Raw genomic sequence first — 20,163 nt, 5'->3', positions numbered from 1 at the left:
GGCCATCGGCGGGGGGCGCGGCGTCCGGCTTGGGGCCGGGATCCGTTTTGGGGCCGGCATCCGCGACGGCAGCGGGCGCTTCCGCCGGCTGGTCGGTGCTGGATATCACGGCCGGGTTGACCGGATTGAGGTAGCGGGCAGGCGTCCAGCCGCTGGCCTTGGGATTGTCCGATTCGACCTTGCACCAGGAGTGCCCGTCGACATCGCCGCAGCCGAGATTCCTGACGCTGGCGCCGGCGGCCAGGCGCGCCTCGGTCTTGCCGATCGGCGAGGGCTTGGCGCGGACATTGAGCAGATCGTCGGGAGCAAGCCCGGTGACGATGGAGATGAAGGGGGTGTCCTCGGCATGGACCGGCAAGACGACCGGCCGGGCCGCCAGAATGAACGGCACGGCAATCAGCGCGCAAAGCGTTGTCCTGAGCGTAACTCGGCGCCTCATCACTCGGCCGTGGGCGATCAATTGCATTACCAATGGCACCGCCAGACCCAAAAACGCTGCCGCACGCGAAGCCGGTTTATAAGCTGGGCTGCCGCGCCATGTCCAGAAGCGAGATGATCGCCCGCGTCTCGGGGCCATCGCTTATGGCAGCGCCTACACCTCTGCGAGCGTTGCGCGGCCACCTCTCGCCCAAGAAAGTGACTAAGGTATGCCGCATCTCCAAGCATCTGGTCCTTGGCGACAGCGTGCATGGCGGCTCGGCGCATTCGTTGTCTCACGTTGCGCTGGTCGACCCCCACTCCGTCTCGGCTTCGGCGAGCCACCTCTCCCCCGATCGACGGGGGAGAGGAAAGGCGCCAGGCTTTTTTTGCGCTCAACGCTTGTCCAGAAAAGCTCCCTTCCTTTCCCTCCGGAGGGGGAAAGGTGGCGCTGCGAAGCAGCGACGGATTGGGGGAACCACATCGCAATCACGCCCCGCGCCGATCTGTCACGCCAGTCACATCTCGCTTTGCTCAGTCCGACATGAACCCCGTCCTCAGCGCGTGGGCCCATTCCGGACGTCCCGCCTGTTCGGCCTGGCGGGCCGCCGCCTCGTGGTCGTAGTCGACCGCGATCATCTCGAAGCGGTCGGGCTGGCCGCCATCGCCTAATGTGACGATGCCGTAGCGGGCATGCGCAGAGCCCTGTTCGGAGACATGCGCCGGCGGCGTGTCGTCGTCATAGGCGGGACAGCCGATGCTGCCCGGGTTGAAGATGACGGGACCATCGGGAAGGCGGACCAATTCGGGGCGATGGCTGTGGCCGCACAGCACGATGCGAGATTCTGCGTCCAGCCCGCCCAGCCGGCGGCGGATCGCGCCCAGCGGCGCGCGCACCAGACGGCCGTCGGCGACCGCGTCGAGCAGGTACTTCTCGTCATGATCGGGCCGGGCGTGGAAGGCGACGATGCCGGGCGCGATCTCCAGGGTGAGCGGCTGGGCGAAAAGCACCGCGCGCTGCGCTTTTGTCAACCGCTCCTGCGCGTAGACGTCGGACGCCCACATGGTCTCGTCGGCGCGGTCCACCGCGACGCGGCGATCATGGTTGCCGCGCACCGTCGGCAGGTTCAGCGCCTCCAGCCGCTCGAACGTCTCGCGCGGCCACAACGGCCCGGAAACGCTGTCGCCGAGATTGACGGTGAGATCGGCGCCACCACGCCACGCCAGGTCTTCGAGCACGGCATCCAGCGCCAGGACGTTGCCGTGGATGTCGGCGAGGACGGCGATGCGCATTTTTAGGGGCTCCGTGGATTGGCGAGCGACTGGTCGGAAGAGCGACCTTGGCAGGACTTGGGTTCCTCGCCCCCATGGAAATGGGGGAGAGGTGGCTCGGCGAAGCCGAGACGGAGAGGGGGCTGCGGAGACGGTGACCAGGTGGACGGTGTCCGCGCCTTACGAAGCCCCCTCTCCGACCGCTTCGCGGCCACCTCTCCCCCGCTTTGCGGGGGCGAGGAACCCAAGTCCTGTCAGGTCAGGCCGTCACTTCCAGATCATGCCCGCCGACCGCCGGCAAAGCGGGATCATCCGCCGACGCCGCGATGACGCTGTCGAGCAGGCCGGGGAAGCGGGCGTCGAGGTCGGCGCGGCGCAGCGTGATCATGCGGTTGGTGCCGACCACTTCGGCGCGGGTGACGCCGGCCTCGCGCAGCTTGGCGAGGTGGTAGCTGAGGTTGGTCTTGGAGCCGAGATCGAGGAACTGGCTGCAGTTCAGCGGCACGCCTTCCTTGCTGGCGAGATAGCGCACGATGGCGAGCCGCGTCGGGTCGCCGAGCACGCCGAGCACGATGGGCAGGCTGATCTGGTCCGTATTGGGGTGCGGTAACGTCATGGCACGAACCTAAGCACAGTTCCGGCCGATTTCAACGCATCCGGTCTCGCCTGCCGATGCACGCTCCGTCTCCCCTTCGCGAGCCGCCGCGACCGTTCGTGCTGACATAGGGCTGTCAGCATGGGTCAGCTATTTTCGCCTGGCTTCATTGACATCATGCCCTGTTATGTCCAATTGTTCAATAACTTTTGAACTAAGGACATTCCCCATGGACAAGCGGATCTACTGGCTTGCGCTCGGATCGTTCGCGATCTCGACCGAAGGCTTCGTCATCTCCAGCCTCCTGCCTGACATCGCCAGGGATGCTGGTATCTCCATTCCGCTCGCGGGCTCGCTGATCACCGCCTTCGCGATCGCCTATGCGCTGGGCACGCCAATCCTGGCGACACTGACCGGGGAGTGGGACCGGCGCCGCGTCATCCTGTGGACGCTGGTGTTCTTCGTCGTCGGCAATGTCGTGGCCGCGCTCAGTTCATCCTTCGAGGTGCTGCTTGCCGCCCGCATCATCATGGCGCTGTCCTCGGGCCTGTTCGCGGCGACCGCGCAGGGCACGGCAGTGGCGCTTGTCGATGACCACCACCGGGCGCGCGCCATCGCGGTCGTCGTCGGCGGCACCACCGTGGCTGTCGCGGTCGGCGCGCCGCTGGGCGCGCTGGTGGCGGCCTTCGCCGGCTGGCGCGGCACCTTCTACGCCATAGCCGGGCTTGGCGCGCTCGCCGGCGCGATCCTGTGGCACCGGTTGCCGCGCGGCATCGTCGGCACCCGGCTGCCGCTCCGGCGCCGGCTGGCGGCGGCCATGCGGCCGGGCGTGATGCCGATCCTGCTGACCACGCTGCTGGCGCTGACCGGCGCCTTCACCGTGTTTGCCTATGTCGCGCCGCTCGCCATCGAAGGCGCGGGGCTCGGCCAGATCGCGCTGCCCGGCATGCTGCTCGCCTTCGGCGTCGGCGCCGTCATCGGCAACATCGCCGGCGGCCAGGCGGCGGACCGTTTCGGCGCCACCCGCACCGTCGGCTGGTCGCTGGCGCTCAGCGCCGCCATGCTGGTGATGTTGTCGGTGGTGCCGACCTTCCTGCCGCAGCATATAGCCGGGCCGGCATTGATGGCGATGATGGTGCCGTGGGGCATTGTCGGCTGGGCGTTCCCGCCGGCGCAGGCCAGCCGCATCATCAAGCTGGCGCCCGACGCCGCGCCGATCGTGCTGTCGCTCAACGGTTCGGCGCTCTATCTGGGCGTGGCGCTGGGCGCCGTCGTCGGCGGCGAGGTGCTGCGCTACGGCGCGCCGGCCGATCTCGGCCTGATCGCCGCGGCCTTCCCGGTCATCGGACTGGGCATCGTGCTGGCCGGGCGGATGCTGGCGCGGCCAGTGGCGATGCCGGCGGAATAGTGTCATCAAGTGCAGTCGGCTGCTTCAGAGCGGTTCACCGTTTCATGGAAACGGCGAACCGCTCTGACTCGTTTTGACGCAATTCCCAAGGGAAAGCGCTTTGCGCTTTTCCCGGGAAAACCGCTGACACTTTTCCTGGAATTGCTCTAGGCAGCCGGCGGCAGATCGAAATCCAGCGCGGAAACGTCTTCCAGCGCCGCGCGCAGGCTTTGCGCCCGATCCTTGCCCACCACCTCCTCGAAGTGTTGCTGGGCAACGCGCCAGAGCTTCATCACCTCATCGAGCTTGACCTGCCCTTGTGGCGTCAGACGCACGCGCTTGATACGGCGATCAGCCGGGTCCGCGAAGGTCTCGACATAGCTGTCCCGGATCAGCGGTTTCAGCGTGTGGCCAAGCGCCGACAGGTCCATGATCAGGGCCGCAGCAATGGCCCCCATCGCCGGCTCGTTGCCGATGCTGATCTGATAGAGCAGGCCCTGCTGCGTGGCCTTCAGGCCCGAGGGGGCCAGCACGTCGTCATAGTATTGGCCGATCTTGCGCGTCGCGCGACGCAGCATCGCGTTGTTGCAAAGCGACAGTCCAGGCAGGGCCTCTTTCGACATGGTTGATCCCTCGCGGCGCAGGCATGATGTCCGGCTGCTGCCCTTCAAATAATCCCCGGAACGCTCATTGACAAGATAGTGGCATATGCCTACTTCATTAAAAGTGGTATATGCCACTAATTGAAATCAGGCGGCAAGCCGGCATGCTTGGCGCAAGCCCACGATGCCGCCGGCCGGGTCAGCAAGCAATTCAGACAGAAGGAACAGGACAATGAGTGGACAGACAAACAAGGGCACCGCAGTCGTCACCGGTGCGTCGTCGGGCATTGGCGCCGTCTATGCCGACCGGCTGGCAGGGCAGGGCTATGACCTGTTGCTGGTGGCGCGGCGCGCCGACCGGCTCGAGGAACTGGCCGAGAAGTTGCGCTATGCCTATGACCGCAAGGTCAGCTTCATCGCAGCCGATCTTTCCGATGACGACGACGTGCGCCGCGTCGAGCGGGTGATAGCAGCCGACGTGAGCGTGACGCTGCTGGTCAACAATGCCGGCCTCGGCGGCCAGCAGGTGGTGGCGACGGCCGACGCCGACGCCGCCGAGCGCATGATCAAGGTCAATGTCATCGCGCTGACCCGCCTGACCCGTGCCGTGCTTCCGGGGTTTTTGGCGCGCAACCAGGGCGCCATCGTCAACATCGCCTCGGTGCTCGCCTATGAAACCGGCTTCGGCGGCATCTACAGCGGCACCAAGGCCTATGTCGTCAACTTCACCGAAGCGCTGCAACGCGAGGTCGCCGGCACCAATGTGCAGGCGCAGGCGGTGCTGCCGGGCGCGACGCGGACCGATTTCTGGGAACTTGCCGGCAGCGATATTGACCAGCTTCCGAAGGAGATCGTCATGAGCGCCAACGACATGGTCGATGCGGCCCTTGTCGGTCTGGCCAGGGGTGAAGCCGTCACCGTGCCGGCACTCGTGGATCCGGCAAAACTCGATGTCTTCCTCGGCGCCCGGCAAGCCTTCTACGGCAGCCTGCACGCCGACAAGCCGGCGGCACGGTATGGGGTTTGAGGCTGGTTCGCTTTGCGAACCAGTACCCCCACCCCGCTGCTTCGCAGCGACCCTCCCCACAGGGGGGAGGGTAAGGAGGCGCCTTGTACGCCCATGCGAACTTTGGTCTCGTGGAGGTTCGAAAAGCCGGTCTCCCTACCTCCCCCTTGTGGGGAGGTCGGACCGAAGGTCCGGGTGGGGGTGCTGGCGTCCACGTGGAGGTGCTGGCGCTAACCTTGCAGGCTAAGCCGTTCGCCACATCGGGATGATGGACGCGGCCAGCACCAGGGCCAGCACGACGTTGAGGACGCGCCATTGCCATTCCGTCTTGAGCAGACGCGCCAGCACCATGCCGGCGATACACCAGACGGACAAAGAGATGGCGGCGGTGAGGCCGAAGGTCGAGCCGAGCAGCAGCGCCAGCTGTCCCGGGCCGTCGGCGAGGGCTGCGAAGGATGCCGCGGCGCCCAGGCCCATCGCCCAGCCCTTGGGGTTCATCCACTGGATGCCGGCGCCGCCGAAGAAGCTGTTGGGCCTGGCCATGGTGACATCGAGATTGGGCGGTCCGGCGCGGCCGATCCTGATGGCCAGCCAAAGGAGATAGGCCGAGCCGGCGACCTTCATGGCAAGTTGCAGCGAGGGCATGGCAAGCAGCAGGCCGGCAAGCCCGGCGGCGGCGGCGCCCGTGACCGTGGCGAGGCCGGCCGCACTTCCGGCCATCAGCGGCACGGAGCGGCGAAAGCCGAACTGCGCGCCCGAGGCGGTCGACAGAGTGGTGGCGATGCCGGGCGTGGCGGTGGCCACGAAGGCAAACAGGATCAGCGGCAGGATGGGCTGGAGCATGGGATGTCCTTGATATGAAGGGTCCATGGTAGGCCTTGCCTTGTATCAGTAAATGCAATGTTTGCGATGCCAGACATTAGCATCTATAATGCTGAGATGATCCGCAATCTCGATACCGCCCTGGTGCGCACCTTCGTCACCGTCGCCGACAGGGCCAGCATGACGGCGGCGGCCAATGCGCTGCATCTCACGCAGGGCGCCGTCAGCCAGCAGGTCAAGCGGCTGGAGGAGACGCTCGGCCGCAGCCTGTTCGAGCGTGACCGGCGCGGCTTACGGCTGACCCGTTCGGGTGAGCGCCTGCTCGACAAGGCCAGGCGCCTGCTCACCCTCAATGACGAAATCTGGGCCGACATTTCGGGCAGCACCGTCGACGGCCAGGTGCGGCTCGGCGTGCCCTATGATCTTGTCGGCACCTTGCTGGCGCCGGTGCTGAAGGCCTATGCAGAGACCTATCCGCAGGTCGAGATATCGCTGGTCTGCGCCTCGTCGCCGGAACTGGCCGCAGCACTTGCGGCGGGGACCATCGATCTTGCCGTCATCGAGGAGCGGGTCGGTCCGACAACAGGCGAATGCCTGGCTGTCGACCGGCTGGTCTGGGTCGGCGCCAGGGGCGGCGTCGCCCGCGCCAAACGGCCACTGCCGGTGTCGATCGTCGCCGACACCTGCGCCTTCCGGCCGGCGGTGCTGTCGGCGCTCGACGAACATGGGGTGGAATGGCGCACCGTGTTCGAAAACGGCAACATCGACGCGACGACGGCGACGGTGCGCTCGGACCTGGCCGTCACCACCTGGCTGGCGTCGACCGTGCCTGCGGATCTCGACATTTTGCCGTTCGACGCGGGACTGCCGCCGCTGCCGAATTTTTCGATCAACCTGCATCTGCCCAGGCATGGCGTCAGCCCCGCGGCGCGGGAATTCGCACGGCACATAAGGGATGGGCTGGCGCGAAGGGCGCAGGCGGCCTGAAGGTCACCCAGAAGAACCCGCAGCTGTCGGAGCAGGACCCGCGATGCGTCAATTGCCCGAGCCGGCGATGGGCTTCGACGAGAACCAGACATCGCCCAGGACAGCGGTGGCGGTGCGGTCGGGCGGCCGGTCCTCCAGCAGCCAGATGGAACGGCTGCGCGAGGCTTCCTGGCGTGTCGGGATCTTCGCCGCGTCGGGGATCGCGGACGCGCCGACGCAAGGGATGAACCAGGAGCGCATGAAGGGGTCGCAGGCAAAGCCTGTTGTGGTGCGTGTCACCAGCAGCGCCAGCGGGACCTGTTCGGCCGGACGCCAGGGGAAGACCATGCGGCCACCGGGGCGCAGCGCCTTGAGCCATTGGGCCGGAGGGGCGGCGACGCCGGCATTGACATAGATGATGTCGGACAGCGGCAGGCCTGATGTGACCGCGTCGGCGTGGACGACGCGGACGTTGTCGTAGGCCTTCAGATTCGTCCTGGCCCGCGCAGCAAGATCAGCCTCGATTTCAAAGGCGGTGACGGCGCCACCCGGCGCAACCAGTCTGGCCAGCAGGGCGGTGTAGTAGCCGGTGCCGGCACCGATATGCGAGACGATCTCGCCGGGCCTCGGCGCGAGTTTGCCGATCCACATGGCGTGCAGGAAAGGCTCGCCATTGTTGATGCCCTTGTCGGCATCGAGCGCCACCAGCACGTTCTGATAGAGGTGGATCGGGTCCGCGCCCGGCGTCGTGATCTTGCTGGTGCCGGCGATGACCGTCCACGGCCCCGGCCCGAGGAAGGCTTCGCGCGGGACTCCGGCGAAGATTTCCTCCAGGCGCGGATCGGCCGAGGCGGCATTGGCCGCCATCAGCCTGGCATAGAATCTCCTGGCGTCCTCGAGCGCGCTCATCACAGGGAAGATAGCGCGGATTGCCGGCCTGTCACCCGGCTCTGGACGCTTTCCAAATCACCCTAGCCGACCCCGAACATGGTGTCGTAGAGCAGCTTGAAATTGAGCACGAGGATGACCGCGGCGACCACCCAGGCAAGCACCGCCACGGTGCGCGGGATGGCGAAGCTGCCCATCTTCTCCTTGCTGGAGACGAACTGCACCAGCGGGATGACCGCGAAGGGCAGTTGCATCGACAACACCACCTGGCTGAAGATCAGCAACTGTCCGGTGCCCTTTTCACCATAGAGCGCGGTGACGACCACGACCGGGATGATGGCGAGGCCGCGCGTCAGCAGGCGACGCGCCCAGTTCGGGATGCGCAGGCGCAGGAAGCCTTCCATGATGATCTGGCCGGCGAGCGTCGCCGTCACCGTCGAATTGAGGCCGGAGGCGAGCAGCGCCACGGCGAACAGGATGGAGGCGATGCTAAGGCCGAGCAGCGGCGACAGCAGCTTGAAGGCGTCCTCGATCTCGGCGACGTCCTGGTGGCCGGTTTCGTGGAAGGCGACCGCCGCGACGATCAGGATGGCGGCGTTGACGAACAGCGCCAGCATGAGGGCGATGGTGGAGTCCGCCGTCGCCCATTTGATGGCGTCGCGCTTGCCTTTCTCGGTGCGCTCATAGGCGCGGGTCTGCACGATCGAGGAATGCAGATAGAGATTGTGCGGCATGACGGTGGCGCCGATGATGCCGATGGCGATGTAGAGCATCGCCGGATTGGTGACGATCTCGGAGGAGGGCACGAACATCGAATGCAGGATCGTGCCGGCCGGCGGCGCGGCGACGAAGATCTGGATGGCGAAGCAGCCGAAGATGATGATCAGGAGCGCGATGACGAAGGCTTCGAGATAGCGGAACCCCTTGTTCATCAAGAGCAGGACGAGGAAGGCGTCGAGCGCGGTGAGCATCGCGCCCCCGACCAGCGGAATGCCGAACAGAAGCTGCAGCGCGATCGCCGTGCCGATGACCTCGGCGAGGTCGCAGGCGATGATGGCCAGCTCGCAGGCGATCCACAGCACGAAGTTGACCGGGCGTGGATAATAGGCGCGGCAGGCCTGGGCGAGATCGCGGCCTGTCGCGATGCCGAGCCGCGCCGACAGCGCCTGCAGCAGGATCGCCATCAGGTTGGACAGCATGATGATGAACAGCAGCGTGTAGCCGAACTGCGCGCCACCGGCGAGGTCGGTCGCCCAGTTGCCCGGGTCCATATAGCCGACCGAAACCATGTAGCCGGGACCCATGAAGGCGAAGAGGCGGCGGAACCAGGCGCCTGAAGTCGGCACCGCGATGGAGGCATTGACCTCGCGCAGGCTGGGCTGGTCCTCCTCCTCCCGTCCGGCGAACCGCCATGCGGATCGGGTGGCTGTGGCTTCTGCTTCTGACATGGAACGGCTTTCTGGACTTCGGGAGGATGGTCGTAGCCTATGCCACGGCTCAACATTATGCAATAGGCTATATTTCATTGTCTGTGCTTTTTGCCGACTGCTCCGGCAGCGCGCGAAAGGGCTGATCGGAAACGCCGGTTGCGCCTGCCGCGGAATGCAAATAAACGGCCTTAAGAATCAGAGCCTGTGCTATGAAAGCAGGCACGGCCAACTCCCAAAGGAGGAGCGCGCATTGGCGCTGAAGAACAGACCGGTCCCGCGCGAAAAGCCGCTGCCTGACGCCGATGTCCATTCGGAAGGGTTCCGGCAGACGCGCGAAGCGCGCCGCAGCGCCCTGGTCGAGGACTATGTCGAGCTGATCGCGGACCTGATCGAGGATGGCAACGAGGCGCGCCAGGTCGATATCGCCGCCCGCCTCGGCGTTGCCCAGCCGACGGTTGCCAAGATGCTGACCAGGCTGTGCGCGGACGGGCTGGTTTCCAGAAAGCCCTATCGCGGCGTGTTCCTCACCGAAGCCGGCCGCAAGGTGGCCGAGGAAAGCCGAATCCGCCACCAGACGGTGGAGGCATTCCTGATCTCGCTCGGCGTCAGCGCCGAAACGGCAAGCATCGACGCCGAGGGCATCGAGCACCATGTCAGCGCCGAGACGCTGGAGGCTTTCCGCCGGGCGATGACGGGGCGCTGATGATTGGGCGCTGATAACTGGGCGCTGGGGCCCGAAGACGGCCTCGGCGAGGACATCGGAACCGCCAGACGTCACGCACGTTGCTCCTGACCGCGCGATTGTCGCGCCAAGGGAGGATGCAATGGGCGTCGAACAGGCACCGACCGCGAAGGGAAAGCAGGCAGCCAAAGGGCTGAAGCAGGCCGCTGAGCGGGACGAGCGCAAGACCGAGGCAGAGACCGGTCACCCGCTGAAGAAGGGAGCGGCGCGTTTCGAGGAACGGTCGAAAAGCTCCGACGGCAAGAGCGCCGGCGCTAAGCAAAAGGACTGAGCGCCTTGATCTACTCTAGCGGCCGTAGCCAAATGCCGTCTGCGTGGACGTGGTGACGGTGCTGGTGGTCAGCGACGACACAAGCTCGCGGCTGCCGTGCCCTGGCACCAGCCTTACCACCTTGTAGCCCTTGGCTTTCAGATCGGCCAGCAGGGCGGGCAGCATCTGGGCCGTGCGCGGGTGAATGTCGTGCATCAGGATGATGCCGGAGCCGCGCTGCGCGATCCGGGCCATGGTGCGCTTGCGCACCTGGTCCGGCGTCGACTGGAAGTAGTCCTTGGAATCGATGTCGGCATCGATGACGACGATGCCGCGCGCGGCGAGTTGTCGGCGAAGGGCGGCCGTCGAGGCGAGGTAAGGGAAGCGGAAGAAGGGCGCCACGCCGTGCATGGACGGCACCAGCGCGGCAGAGACGCTCTTGATGCCGCCGTCGATCTGCGCCTCGGCCGCAGCCGCGCTCAGATGCGCAAGGTTGGCGTGGCTCTGGGTGTGGGTGCCGATCGTGTGGCCACGCGCCGCGACTTCGCGCACGATGGCGGGATAGGAGCGGGCCATCTGGCCGACCATCATGAACGTCGCCTTGACGCCGGCATTGTCGAGCACCTTCAGGACGTTTTCGGTGCGGCCGGGCATCGGGCCGTCGTCGAAGGTCAGCACCACCTCATGGTAGCCGAGCTTGAGATCGGCAATGCTGTTGACGGTGACGCTGCGGCCGGCGAGGCCGCTGAAATTATGCGAGGAGAAGAAGCTGCTTGTGCCGCTTTCCCCGGGTTCCGCCGCGTAGGAAAGCTTGGCGCCCTTGGCATCGGTCGCCGGTTTCGTCGTCGTGCAACCCGTGGCCAGTGCGCCCAACGCGACAATACCCAACAGCTGCGCCAGACGGCGCCCGGACACAAAAGCCATGGCACAGAGATCCCCTTGAATCGCCTACGCTTTTATTCCTGACATGGTTAATGAAGGTTTACCGGGAGTCCCTCTTGCACGGGTCGTGCGCGCCCAACTCTGGGATCCAATGGCACGACACAGATGCAGTTGGGTGATTTCAGGAGGACATCGCCGACATGGGTGCGAGCAATGCGGCGGCAGGCACGAGGTGCGCAATGGTGAAGCCCCGGGCTCTGAGGTCGGCAAGCAGCTTCGGCAGCATGGCGACCGTGCGGGCATGGATGTCGTGCATCAGGACTACGCCGGAACCGCGCCGAAGGATCCGTCTCATGGCCTGACGGTAGAGTTGATGCGGCGACAGGTCGTTCTCGTCGCCGATGCTGATATCGACATCGAGCACGACAATGTCGCCCTTGGCCAGCTGCGCCCGCAGCAAAGCGGTGTCGGCAAGGTAGGGAAAGCGAAAAAGCGGCGCGGCGCGGTAGCGCGTCGGCTCGAGCGACGTTGCCACACTGTCCCTGCCTTTGTCGATTTCCGCCTTGGCGGATATCGGGTCGACTGCCCTGAGGTTGACATGGTGCTGGGTGTGGCTGCCGATCGTGTGGCCCTTTTCGGCAACCGCCCGCACAAGGGCAGGATGCGCGCTGGCTTGAGCGCCAATCATCATGAATGTCGCCTTGACGCCGGCGTCGTCCAGAGCCTTCAGGATGTCTTCGGTGAGCTGTGGCATCGGGCCGTCGTCGAAGGTCAGAACCAACTCGCGACGTTTCAGCTTGATGTCGGCAATGGCTCCCACCGCAATCGTGCGGCCAGAAAAACTACGGGCCGGCCGCGCAGCCCGAAGCAACGTCCACCACCCAGACGTAAAAGAAAACATGCAAATCCCACCGATTACCCCACAATATACTTACGGGGCTCGGTGCGGTGCGTCTACCGCGAGCCCGTGGATTTGCCGGTAGCAAGTCAAGTCTCATTCCCTCACGTCCTGCACCCAGCTTCTGGGATGGCCGTCGACGCGGAACTGGAAGATGAAATAGGGCGGGATGCAGGTGCCTTCGCCGGGCTTTGCTTCAGGCAGGTCGTCGTAGCCGGCGGTGCAGATATAGTCCTCCCGGCAGGGGTGGGCCTTGTCGCAGGCGCGCAGGCCGGCCGTCTTGGTGAATTCCTTGGTGCAGAATTTGTGGTCCTTGCCCGAGGCGATGCAGTCGTTGAAGCCGGTCTTGGCGAGCCGGCCGCAGCTTGCCTCCTCGGGCAGCCCTTCGCAGGTCGCCTTGCGCAACATGCCGCCGGGAAAACCGCCGGTCTTCTGCTCGGGATTGTCGTAGCGCTGACGCGCGGCGCCATAGCCGGCAAGCTTCACCACCGGCTTCTTGTCGCGCGCGGGGTCGATGGCGCAAGCCTTGGCGGTGGCCGGCGACAGGCGGCAATACTGGTCGTTGCCCCATGTCGACATCCTGATCTCGCCGAACTCGACGGGATCGCCGACCGCCGTGCCCTTTTCGCTGACGCAGGTGCCGAAGCCTGGATGGATGGCACTTTCGTGGACGCCGGCGCAGCGCAACCCGGCGCCGCAGGTCCAATCCTTGAAACTCGGGTCCTCGCCGCGATAGCAGATCGAGCCCCAGCCATTATAGAGGTCGGTGCCCTTCAGGGCCTCGGCGTATTTGCTGTCCGGGCGGGCGGCGAAGCCCCTGGTGAAATCGGGATGACCGCCGTCGGCGAATTCCTCGACGATGGCGCGCCGGCGCGGCAGGTCGGCGAAGAAGACGGCCGAGCCCGGTACGAAGACCGCGTTGCGGCGCGGCTCGCTCGCCGGGTCGGCACCGGTGTAGTGGAACCCGGCAATGCCGTGCGTCTGGTGGCAGCCGGTACAACTCATCTCGTTGAGCCGCAGGTTGAAGCCGGCCGTCGACTTGATGGTGGAAAGCGTGTTGCCTTTGGCCACATAGTCCTTCAGCGCCTTGTCGATGTCGGCGTCGTCGAGCAGCCCATAGACGATGTTGTTCTGCGACCGGGCAAGGCCGCCAGGCGCGACCGAGACGGCGCTCTTGGCCAGGAATTTCTCGTCGACCACCAGCCTGCCGTGGTCGAGATCATAGATGTTGCGGTCGGTCAGCAGCCATCTGGCGAAGGCAGGCTTGTCGGCCAGCACCGTCGCCCGGTCGATCTGGTTCTCCATCCTGGATTCATGGAAGCTGGCGGTGGCCGGATCCCATTTGAAGATCTTGAGCAGATATTCGGCGTGGCCGCCGAAATCGCGCCGCGTCGAGGCCGACAGGCGCAGCACCTGCATGTTGAGTTCCAGCCGCATGATCTGCGAGGAATTCAGCATGGCGCCCGACAGAGGGCCTTCGTCGGAGCGCAGCCAGGCGGCAAGCTGGTCAGGCGGCAGGTCCTTGCGCCCGGCAGCGAGCCACCGCTGGGCGACGTCGGCGCAGGACGCATCGGTCGCGCTGGGCAGATCCTTCGAGGCACGGGCCTGCGCCTTCCCCGGCCTGGCGTTGAAGACGAGGCTCATGGTCAGCGGCAGGCGCGAGGAGATGCGCTGCCCAGTCTTCTCCCCGATTGGCTTGCCCTTGGCCGGCTTCTCCGCCACCGAATAATGGAAACGGTAGATCAGCCGGATCTCGCCGCATTCGGTGTGGCCGAGATAGCCGCGGTCCATGCGGTTGACGACGCCGGTCAGGTCGAGCGTCGAGCCGTCGTCGTCGATGTATTTCGGATTGAATTTCTGGCTGGTGTCCTTCGACTTCACCATGGCCGCGACATAGGGGTCGGGGCTGGTCGCGGGCTCGCTGGCGATCTCGAGCTTGACGATGTCGCGCACCGTGGCCAGCGCCGGCACCGAGAACAGGCCGCGATTGTCGACGTCGCGAGTGAGGCCGAGCGCCGGGCCGAGCAGGCGACTGATCGACAGGCCGCCGCGTTCCAGCGCCTGCAAGGTGGCGGGATCGGTGACGGCGACGCTGGAATCGAGCGTCACCGCCCCGGCGGCGCCCTGGCCCAGGCAGCCCAAGCCCAGGCAACCCAAGCCCAGGCAACCCATGGCGAGCGCCAGCATCATTTGCACGATCAGTCGCAAAGCCCCCTCGCATGCTCCATCGCTGGCAATGCTACAGGCCTTCGGCATGATCGGCCAGAGCGGTGGCGCGGCGAGGCTGGCACCATGCCAGGAACGAAAAATGCTGTGACTTGCCGCAACCATTGGGATAATTGTTTGTTGGGTTGAGCCGGTCGAATGGCCGGCACAACGGGGAAGTTCGCAGCGCGAGGAGTTGCCATGCTCTGGAGAGGCCGTCGTCAGAGTGACAATATCGAGGACGACCGCAGCGACAGCGGTTCCGGTGGCGGATTGGGCGGCAGCCCCGGTCAGTTCCGCATCCCCATCGGCGGCAGTTCCGGCGGCGGCATGTCGCTTTCGGGTCTCATCATCTTCGCGGTCGTCGCGCTGATTGCCTGGGGTGTCTTCGGCATCAATCCGCTGCAACTTTTGAACGGCGACGGCGGTTCCTTGCTGCCGGGCGGCGGCGGCCAGATATCGGACAATAGCGGTGGCCAGAACAGCGGTACAACGCCCGCCAATGACGAGATGAAACAGTTCGTCGCCACGGTGCTGGCCGAAACCGAGGACACCTGGACCGGCATTTTCAAGTCGCAGGGCCTGACCTATGAGGATCCGAAGCTGGTGCTGTTTTCCGGTCAGGTCCGCTCCGCCTGCGGTTTTGCCTCGGCGGCGGCCGGGCCGTTCTATTGTCCAGGGGACCACAAGGTCTATCTCGACATGACCTTCTTCCAGCAGCTCGACCAGCAGTTCAGCGCTTCCGGCGAGTTCGCCCGCGCCTATGTGATCGCGCATGAGGTCGGCCATCACGTGCAGAACCTCACCGGCATCATGGGCAAGTTCAACCAGATGCGGCAAGGCATGAGCGAAGCCGACGCCAACCAGCTGTCGGTGCGCATCGAACTGCAGGCCGACTGCTTCGCGGGCGTGTGGGCGCACTACACCGCCCAGAAGGGCATATTGGAGCAGGGCGACATAGAGAGCGCGCTCAACGCCGCCAAGCAGATCGGCGACGACACACTGCAGAAGAAGATGCAGGGCTATGTGGTGCCGGAAAGCTTCAACCACGGCACCTCGCAGCAGCGGCAGACCTGGCTGGCGCGGGGCTACAAGAGCGGCAAGCTTTCCGACTGCAATACGATGAGCGGGCCTCTCTGACGAGACTGTTTGGAAATTCTACTCTGGCGGCCATCTGATGGCGCTTTCTGCGCTTCCGTTGCTCACGGACAAATGTCCGCTGCGCTACGGTTCTCGAAACCGCCACCATATGACTCACCAGAGCGAATTTCGAAACAGTCTCGGCTCGTGTCTACTGATGCTGATCTGACGGCGAAGTTGCCGTCAGGGAGTGTCAGGAACAAGCATTCCTGCCTGTTCCCTCATTGTTCCTTTTCGCCGGCTCGCCTATAAGGTGCGTCCGCCCATGCCCCGGGGCGGCCAGAGGAGCTTGACCCATATGATCGACCCCAAAACCGCCAGGCGGGGCCTCGCGCTGGTCTTCACCACGCTGCTGCTCGACATTATCGGCTTCGGCATCATCATGCCGGTGCTGCCGGCCTATCTGCAGGAGTTGAGCGGCGTCAGCATCAGCGGCGCGGCAATCGAGGGCGGCTGGCTGTTCTTCGTCTACGCGGCCATGCAGTTCTTTTTCGCGCCGATCATGGGCGGCCTGAGCGACCGGTTCGGCCGCCGGCCGATCCTGCTCGCGTCGGTGTTGACCTTCTCCATCGACAATCTGATCTGCGCCATTGCCTGGTCCTATCCGATGCTGTTCATCGGCCGTGTCCTGGCCGGCATTTCGGGCGCCAGCTACTCGACGACGTCGGCCTTCATCGCCGACATTTCCAACGACGAGAACCGGGCCAAGAATTTCGGTCTGCTCGGCATCGCCTTCGGCGTCGGCTTCGTCATCGGGCCGGTGCTGGGCGGATTGCTCGGCACGTTCGGACCGCGCGTGCCGTTCTATTTCGCCGCCGGGCTCGCCTTGGTCAATTTCCTGATCGCGCTGTTCTTGCTGCCCGAAACGCTCGATGAGAAGCATCGCCGCCGCTTCGAATGGAAGCGCGCCAACCCGGTCGGCACGCTCATGCAGATGCGCCAGTATCAGGGCATCGGCTGGATCGGGCTCGTCTTCTTCCTGATGACGCTCGGCCACATGATGTATCCGGCGGTGTGGTCGTTCGTCTCCAACTACCGCTATGGCTGGAGCGAGCAGCAGATCGGCTTTTCGCTCGGCGCCTTCGGCCTGTGCGGCGCCATCATCATGGGCACGGTGCTGCCGCGCGTGATCCCGAGACTCGGCGAATGGAAGACGGCGGTGATCGGCCTCAGTTTCACGGCAGCAAGCGCCTTCGGCTATGCCTTCGCCACCCAGGGCTGGATGGTTTACGCGGTGATCGTTATCGGTTGCCTGGAGGCGCTGGCCGACCCGCCGCTCCGAAGCCTCGCCGCCGCCAAGGTACCACCGTCGGCGCAGGGCGAACTGCAGGGCGCGATGACCTCGATCTTCTCGATCACCTCGATCATCACGCCGCTGCTCTATACCACGATCTTTTCGTGGTTCACGGGACCGAGCGCGCCAGTCACCTTCGGCGGTGCGCCCTATCTGGTCGGCGCCTGTTTCCTGCTTCTGGCCGTCATCGTCTTCGTCACCAAGGTGGCAAGGCCAGCCGGGGTCGGAAAAGCGGCCGTCGATGTGGCGCAGGATGGAGCACAGGCATGAGCCATGACAGCCGCATCACGCTGACGAGGGACGGGGTATCGCTGTCGCGACTGGTTTTCGGCGCCTGGCGGCTGCTCGATGGTCCCGTGCGGCCGGATGCCGATCAGGTCGCGCGGCTGATCGGCAGCGCCGTCGATCTCGGCCTGACCAGCTTCGACCATGCCGACATCTATGGAAACTACGAGGTGGAGGCGGCGTTTGGCGCCGGTCTTGCCTGCTGGAAGGGCAAGCGCGAGGCGATCGAACTGATCTCGAAATGCGACATCATGCTGGCCTCGGGCAACCGGCCGCGAAACCGGCTGAAGCATTACGACACCAGTGCCGACCACATAAACGCCTCGGTCGACCGCTCGCTCGGCAATCTCGGGACCGATTATCTCGACCTTCTCCTGTTGCACCGGCCGGACCCGCTGATGGATGCCGACGAGACGGCAGCCGCACTGGCCGGGCTGGTGAAGTCGGGCAAGGTGAGGGCGGTCGGCGTTTCCAATTTCACCCCGTCGCAATTCGATCTCCTGGCGTCGCGGCTGCCGTTCGCGCTCGCCACCAACCAGATCGAGATGTCGGTGCTCAAGACGTCCGCCCTGACCGACGGCGGCCTCGACCACGCGCAACGGCTGGGCTACGCGCCGATGGTCTGGTCGCCGCTCGGCGGTGGCTCGCTGTTCACCGGCAAGGAGCAGCGCGAGGCGCGGGTGCGCGCGGCATTGGCCGCGGTGGCCGCCGAAGTGGGGGCGGGCGATCTCGCCGCCGTCGCCATTGCCTGGCTGCTGCGCCATCCGGCCCGGCTGGTGCCGGTGCTGGGTTCTATGAAGCCGGAGCGGCTGGCGGCCATGGTCAAGGCGCTGGATATCCGCCTCGACCGCCAGCAATGGTTCGCTATCCTGGAGGCGAGCGAAGGCCGGCCGGTGGCTTAGGTACGGGGATTTGCGATGGGAGGTTGGGGGGCGTTTGCGCTGCCCCTCATTGCCCTACCGGGCATTTCTCCCCGTATAGTGACGGGGAGAAAGACGCTGCCATCGATGGTTTCGCCAATCGTTTGCGTTGCAAGAAGGGCGCAGAGGGTGCGGCTGTCCCTTCTCCCCGTCACTATACGGGGAGAAGATGCCGGCAGGCAGATGAGGGGCAGCGCCAACCGCCCGATCAAGCCCGCTCGGCCAGCAATTCCTCGCCGCGCTTCTGCCGGATCAGGTTGACGAAACGGCGGAACAGATAGTGTGAATCCTGTGGGCCGGGCGAGGCCTCGGGGTGATGCTGGACCGAGAACACCGGACGGCCGGTGAGCGTGATGCCGCAGTTCGAGCCGTCGAACAGCGAGACATGGGTTTCCTCGACGCCTGATGGCAGCGAGTCGGCATCGACGGCAAAGCCGTGGTTCATCGAGACGATCTCGACCTTGCCGGTGGTGTGGTCCTTGACCGGATGGTTGGCGCCGTGATGGCCCTGGTGCATCTTGGCGGTCCTGCCGCCCAGCGCCAGCGCCAGCATCTGGTGGCCGAGGCAGATGCCGAACACCGGAATATCCGTCTTCAAGAGGTCCTGGATCACCGGCACGGCGTATTCGCCTGTCGCTTCAGGGTCGCCGGGACCGTTGGAGAGGAAGATGCCGTCCGGCTGCATGGCCAGGATTTCCTCGGAACCGGTCTTGGCCGGAACCACGGTAACCTTGGCGCCGAGGCCGGCGAGCAGGCGCAGTATGTTGCGCTTGACGCCGTAGTCGATGGCCACGACGTGCAACGACGGATCAGTCTGTTCGCCAAAACCTTCGTTCCACACCCAGGGCGTCTCGCGCCAGACCGAGGACTGGCCCGACGTCACTTCCTTGGCAAGGTCTAGCCCGATCAGGCCGGACCATGCGGCGGCGCGGCGCTTCAGGTCGTCGAGATCGAAGACGCCGTCGGGCGCATGCGCGATGACGGCGTTGGGCATGCCCTTTTCGCGGATCAGCGCGGTCAGCGCCCTTGTGTCGATGCCCGACAGGGCGACGATGCCGCGCTTCTTCAGCCACTGGTCGAGATGGCCGGCGGCGCGGTAGTTGGAAGGGTTGGTGACATCGGCCTTGAACACGGCGCCGACAGCGCCGGCGCGGGCGGCGGGGTTCAGATCCTCGATGTCCTCGTCGTTGGTGCCGATGTTGCCGATATGGGGAAAGGTGAAGGTGACGATCTGGCCGGCATAGGAGGGGTCGGTTAGGATTTCCTCATAGCCGGTCAGCGCGGTGTTGAAGCAGACTTCGGCGACGGCCGAACCCGCGGCGCCGAGACCGCGACCCTCGATGACGGTGCCGTCGGCCAGCACCAGCAGGGCGGTCGGCTTTTCGGTGGTCCAGGCGGGCGTCATCTCGGCCATGGCGGCGCTCCTAAAAAGGTTGCTTGCCGATCGTCCCGGCAGTGGGACAATTTGCGCAGCAAACGGCGCGCAGCAGCGATTTCTCGAGCCTTGGCGCGCCAACTCATTGTCTTATGCAAGGCCGAGTACATAGGGGAAGGCGCCGGAACGGTCAATGATGCCGCCACCGACCGGCATTGATTTATTTCGTCGAACAATATCAGTGATTTGCCTTGCGTGGTCGGAATTTGCCTTGAACCTGCGGCAAGGTTATGGTCCGCGCCGATCGAAGGAGACACAACAATGCGCGCGAAAATCGCCGAATCCCTGAAGAGCGCGATGAAGGCGCAGGATAAGCACCGGCTGCCGACATTGCGGCTCATCCAGGCCGCCATCCACGACCGCGACATCGCCAATCGCGGTTCGGCCAAGGACCCCGCCAGCGACGAGGAAATCCTGCAGATCCTGGCCAAGATGGTGAAGCAGCGCGAGGAATCGGCCAAGGCGTTCGAGGACGGCAAGCGGCCGGAACTGGCCGCGCAGGAGCGCGGCGAGATGGAAATCATACGCGATTTCCTGCCGACGCAGCTCGACGATGCGGCGATCACGGCGGCGGCGCGAGAGGCGATCGCGGCCACCGGCGCGGCCAGCCAGAAGGACATGGGCAAGGTGATCGCGGCGCTCAAGCAGAAATATGCCGGCCAGATGGATTTCGGCAAGGCGAGCGGCATCGTCAAGGGCCTGCTGCAGTAGGCCTGCCGCAAAGCTT

General features: G+C 65.3%; 20 protein-coding genes. 9 read left to right on the top strand and 11 right to left on the bottom strand.

Going from position 1 to position 20,163, the window contains the following annotated elements:
* The 3 genes from FFS37_RS23965 to FFS37_RS23955 all read right to left on the bottom strand — a co-directional run.
* Positions 1 to 439, bottom strand: a 439-nt coding sequence (locus FFS37_RS23965) for an SH3 domain-containing protein (RefSeq protein WP_232375748.1), incomplete at its 3' end; no start/stop codon positions are given.
* A gap of 512 nt (positions 440 to 951) precedes the next feature.
* Entirely contained in the window at positions 952 to 1,710 is a 759-nt protein-coding gene (locus FFS37_RS23960) for a metallophosphoesterase family protein (protein WP_137933440.1), read from the bottom strand.
* Positions 1,711 to 1,948: 238 nt separating this feature from the next.
* On the bottom strand, positions 1,949 to 2,305 hold the full coding sequence (locus tag FFS37_RS23955; protein WP_137933439.1) for an ArsR/SmtB family transcription factor: 357 nt from the start codon (positions 2,303 to 2,305) through the stop codon (positions 1,949 to 1,951).
* A 208-nt stretch (positions 2,306 to 2,513) separates the two neighbouring features.
* Between FFS37_RS23955 and FFS37_RS23950 the strand changes: the two genes are divergently transcribed.
* Positions 2,514 to 3,692 carry an MFS transporter gene (locus tag FFS37_RS23950; protein ID WP_137933438.1) on the top strand — a complete coding sequence of 393 codons (1,179 nt, stop codon included), beginning with the start codon at positions 2,514 to 2,516 and terminating at the stop codon, positions 3,690 to 3,692.
* A gap of 146 nt (positions 3,693 to 3,838) precedes the next feature.
* Here the strand turns inward: FFS37_RS23950 and FFS37_RS23945 are convergent, their stop codons facing one another.
* The gene (locus FFS37_RS23945) at positions 3,839 to 4,294 is read right to left on the bottom strand and encodes a MarR family winged helix-turn-helix transcriptional regulator (protein WP_137933437.1); all 456 of its coding nucleotides are present in this window, start codon (positions 4,292 to 4,294) and stop codon (positions 3,839 to 3,841) included.
* Positions 4,295 to 4,505: 211 nt separating this feature from the next.
* Between FFS37_RS23945 and FFS37_RS23940 the strand changes: the two genes are divergently transcribed.
* The gene (locus FFS37_RS23940) at positions 4,506 to 5,300 is read left to right on the top strand and encodes an SDR family NAD(P)-dependent oxidoreductase (protein WP_137933436.1); all 795 of its coding nucleotides are present in this window, start codon (positions 4,506 to 4,508) and stop codon (positions 5,298 to 5,300) included.
* A 222-nt stretch (positions 5,301 to 5,522) separates the two neighbouring features.
* On the opposite strand, the gene FFS37_RS23935 is transcribed toward FFS37_RS23940, so the two are convergent.
* A complete protein-coding gene (locus tag FFS37_RS23935) occupies positions 5,523 to 6,122 on the bottom strand; it encodes a LysE family translocator (protein WP_137933435.1) in 600 nt (199 codons plus the stop codon).
* A gap of 57 nt (positions 6,123 to 6,179) precedes the next feature.
* Between FFS37_RS23935 and FFS37_RS23930 the strand changes: the two genes are divergently transcribed.
* Positions 6,180 to 7,088 carry a LysR substrate-binding domain-containing protein gene (locus FFS37_RS23930; protein WP_171026386.1) on the top strand — a complete coding sequence of 303 codons (909 nt, stop codon included), beginning with the start codon at positions 6,180 to 6,182 and terminating at the stop codon, positions 7,086 to 7,088.
* Between the two features lie 48 nt (positions 7,089 to 7,136).
* On the opposite strand, the gene FFS37_RS23925 is transcribed toward FFS37_RS23930, so the two are convergent.
* Together FFS37_RS23925 and FFS37_RS23920 are read right to left on the bottom strand one after the other, a co-directional pair.
* The gene (locus tag FFS37_RS23925; protein WP_137933434.1) at positions 7,137 to 7,976 is read right to left on the bottom strand and encodes a protein-L-isoaspartate O-methyltransferase family protein; all 840 of its coding nucleotides are present in this window, start codon (positions 7,974 to 7,976) and stop codon (positions 7,137 to 7,139) included.
* 62 nt (positions 7,977 to 8,038) lie between these two features.
* Positions 8,039 to 9,403, bottom strand: a complete 1,365-nt coding sequence (locus FFS37_RS23920; RefSeq protein WP_137933433.1) for an Nramp family divalent metal transporter — start codon at positions 9,401 to 9,403, stop codon at positions 8,039 to 8,041.
* Between the two features lie 232 nt (positions 9,404 to 9,635).
* On the opposite strand from FFS37_RS23920, the gene mntR reads away from it, so the two are divergent.
* Positions 9,636 to 10,088 (top strand): manganese-binding transcriptional regulator MntR, encoded by a 453-nt coding sequence (gene mntR / locus FFS37_RS23915; RefSeq protein ID WP_137933432.1) that lies wholly within the window; start codon positions 9,636 to 9,638, stop codon positions 10,086 to 10,088.
* Between the two features lie 121 nt (positions 10,089 to 10,209).
* On the top strand, positions 10,210 to 10,398 hold the full coding sequence (locus tag FFS37_RS23910) for a hypothetical protein (protein WP_137933431.1): 189 nt from the start codon (positions 10,210 to 10,212) through the stop codon (positions 10,396 to 10,398).
* A gap of 15 nt (positions 10,399 to 10,413) precedes the next feature.
* On the opposite strand, the gene FFS37_RS23905 is transcribed toward FFS37_RS23910, so the two are convergent.
* From FFS37_RS23905 to FFS37_RS23895, 3 genes are all read right to left on the bottom strand, one after another.
* Positions 10,414 to 11,301, bottom strand: coding sequence for a polysaccharide deacetylase family protein (locus tag FFS37_RS23905; protein WP_137933430.1), 888 nt, complete (start codon positions 11,299 to 11,301; stop codon positions 10,414 to 10,416).
* Positions 11,302 to 11,440: 139 nt separating this feature from the next.
* On the bottom strand, positions 11,441 to 12,079 hold the full coding sequence (locus tag FFS37_RS23900) for a polysaccharide deacetylase family protein (protein WP_171026385.1): 639 nt from the start codon (positions 12,077 to 12,079) through the stop codon (positions 11,441 to 11,443).
* A gap of 174 nt (positions 12,080 to 12,253) precedes the next feature.
* Positions 12,254 to 14,365 (bottom strand): hypothetical protein, encoded by a 2,112-nt coding sequence (locus FFS37_RS23895; RefSeq protein WP_232375747.1) that lies wholly within the window; start codon positions 14,363 to 14,365, stop codon positions 12,254 to 12,256.
* 198 nt (positions 14,366 to 14,563) lie between these two features.
* On the opposite strand from FFS37_RS23895, the gene ypfJ reads away from it, so the two are divergent.
* The 3 genes from ypfJ to FFS37_RS23880 all read left to right on the top strand — a co-directional run bounded on the left by ypfJ (position 14,564) and on the right by FFS37_RS23880 (position 17,983).
* A complete protein-coding gene (gene ypfJ, locus FFS37_RS23890; RefSeq protein ID WP_137933428.1) occupies positions 14,564 to 15,502 on the top strand; it encodes a KPN_02809 family neutral zinc metallopeptidase in 939 nt (312 codons plus the stop codon).
* Positions 15,503 to 15,800: 298 nt separating this feature from the next.
* Positions 15,801 to 17,066 carry a TCR/Tet family MFS transporter gene (locus FFS37_RS23885; protein WP_137933427.1) on the top strand — a complete coding sequence of 422 codons (1,266 nt, stop codon included), beginning with the start codon at positions 15,801 to 15,803 and terminating at the stop codon, positions 17,064 to 17,066.
* Positions 17,063 to 17,983 carry an aldo/keto reductase gene (locus FFS37_RS23880; protein WP_137933426.1) on the top strand — a complete coding sequence of 307 codons (921 nt, stop codon included), beginning with the start codon at positions 17,063 to 17,065 and terminating at the stop codon, positions 17,981 to 17,983. Before FFS37_RS23885 ends, FFS37_RS23880 begins: the two co-directional genes overlap by 4 nt.
* Positions 17,984 to 18,209: 226 nt before the next feature.
* Here the strand turns inward: FFS37_RS23880 and carA are convergent, their stop codons facing one another.
* Positions 18,210 to 19,415, bottom strand: a complete 1,206-nt coding sequence (carA, locus tag FFS37_RS23870; RefSeq protein ID WP_137933425.1) for a glutamine-hydrolyzing carbamoyl-phosphate synthase small subunit — start codon at positions 19,413 to 19,415, stop codon at positions 18,210 to 18,212.
* Between the two features lie 282 nt (positions 19,416 to 19,697).
* On the opposite strand from carA, the gene FFS37_RS23865 reads away from it, so the two are divergent.
* Positions 19,698 to 20,147: a GatB/YqeY domain-containing protein gene (locus FFS37_RS23865; protein ID WP_137933424.1), complete on the top strand. Its 450-nt coding sequence runs from the start codon at positions 19,698 to 19,700 to the stop codon at positions 20,145 to 20,147.
* Positions 20,148 to 20,163 lie beyond the last annotated feature (16 nt).

The organism is Mesorhizobium comanense, from assembly GCF_005503535.1.
Taxonomy (GTDB): domain Bacteria; phylum Pseudomonadota; class Alphaproteobacteria; order Rhizobiales; family Rhizobiaceae; genus Mesorhizobium; species Mesorhizobium comanense.
Note: the sequence above shows the minus strand (reverse complement) of the source record. Positions and strands in the feature narration are given on the sequence as shown.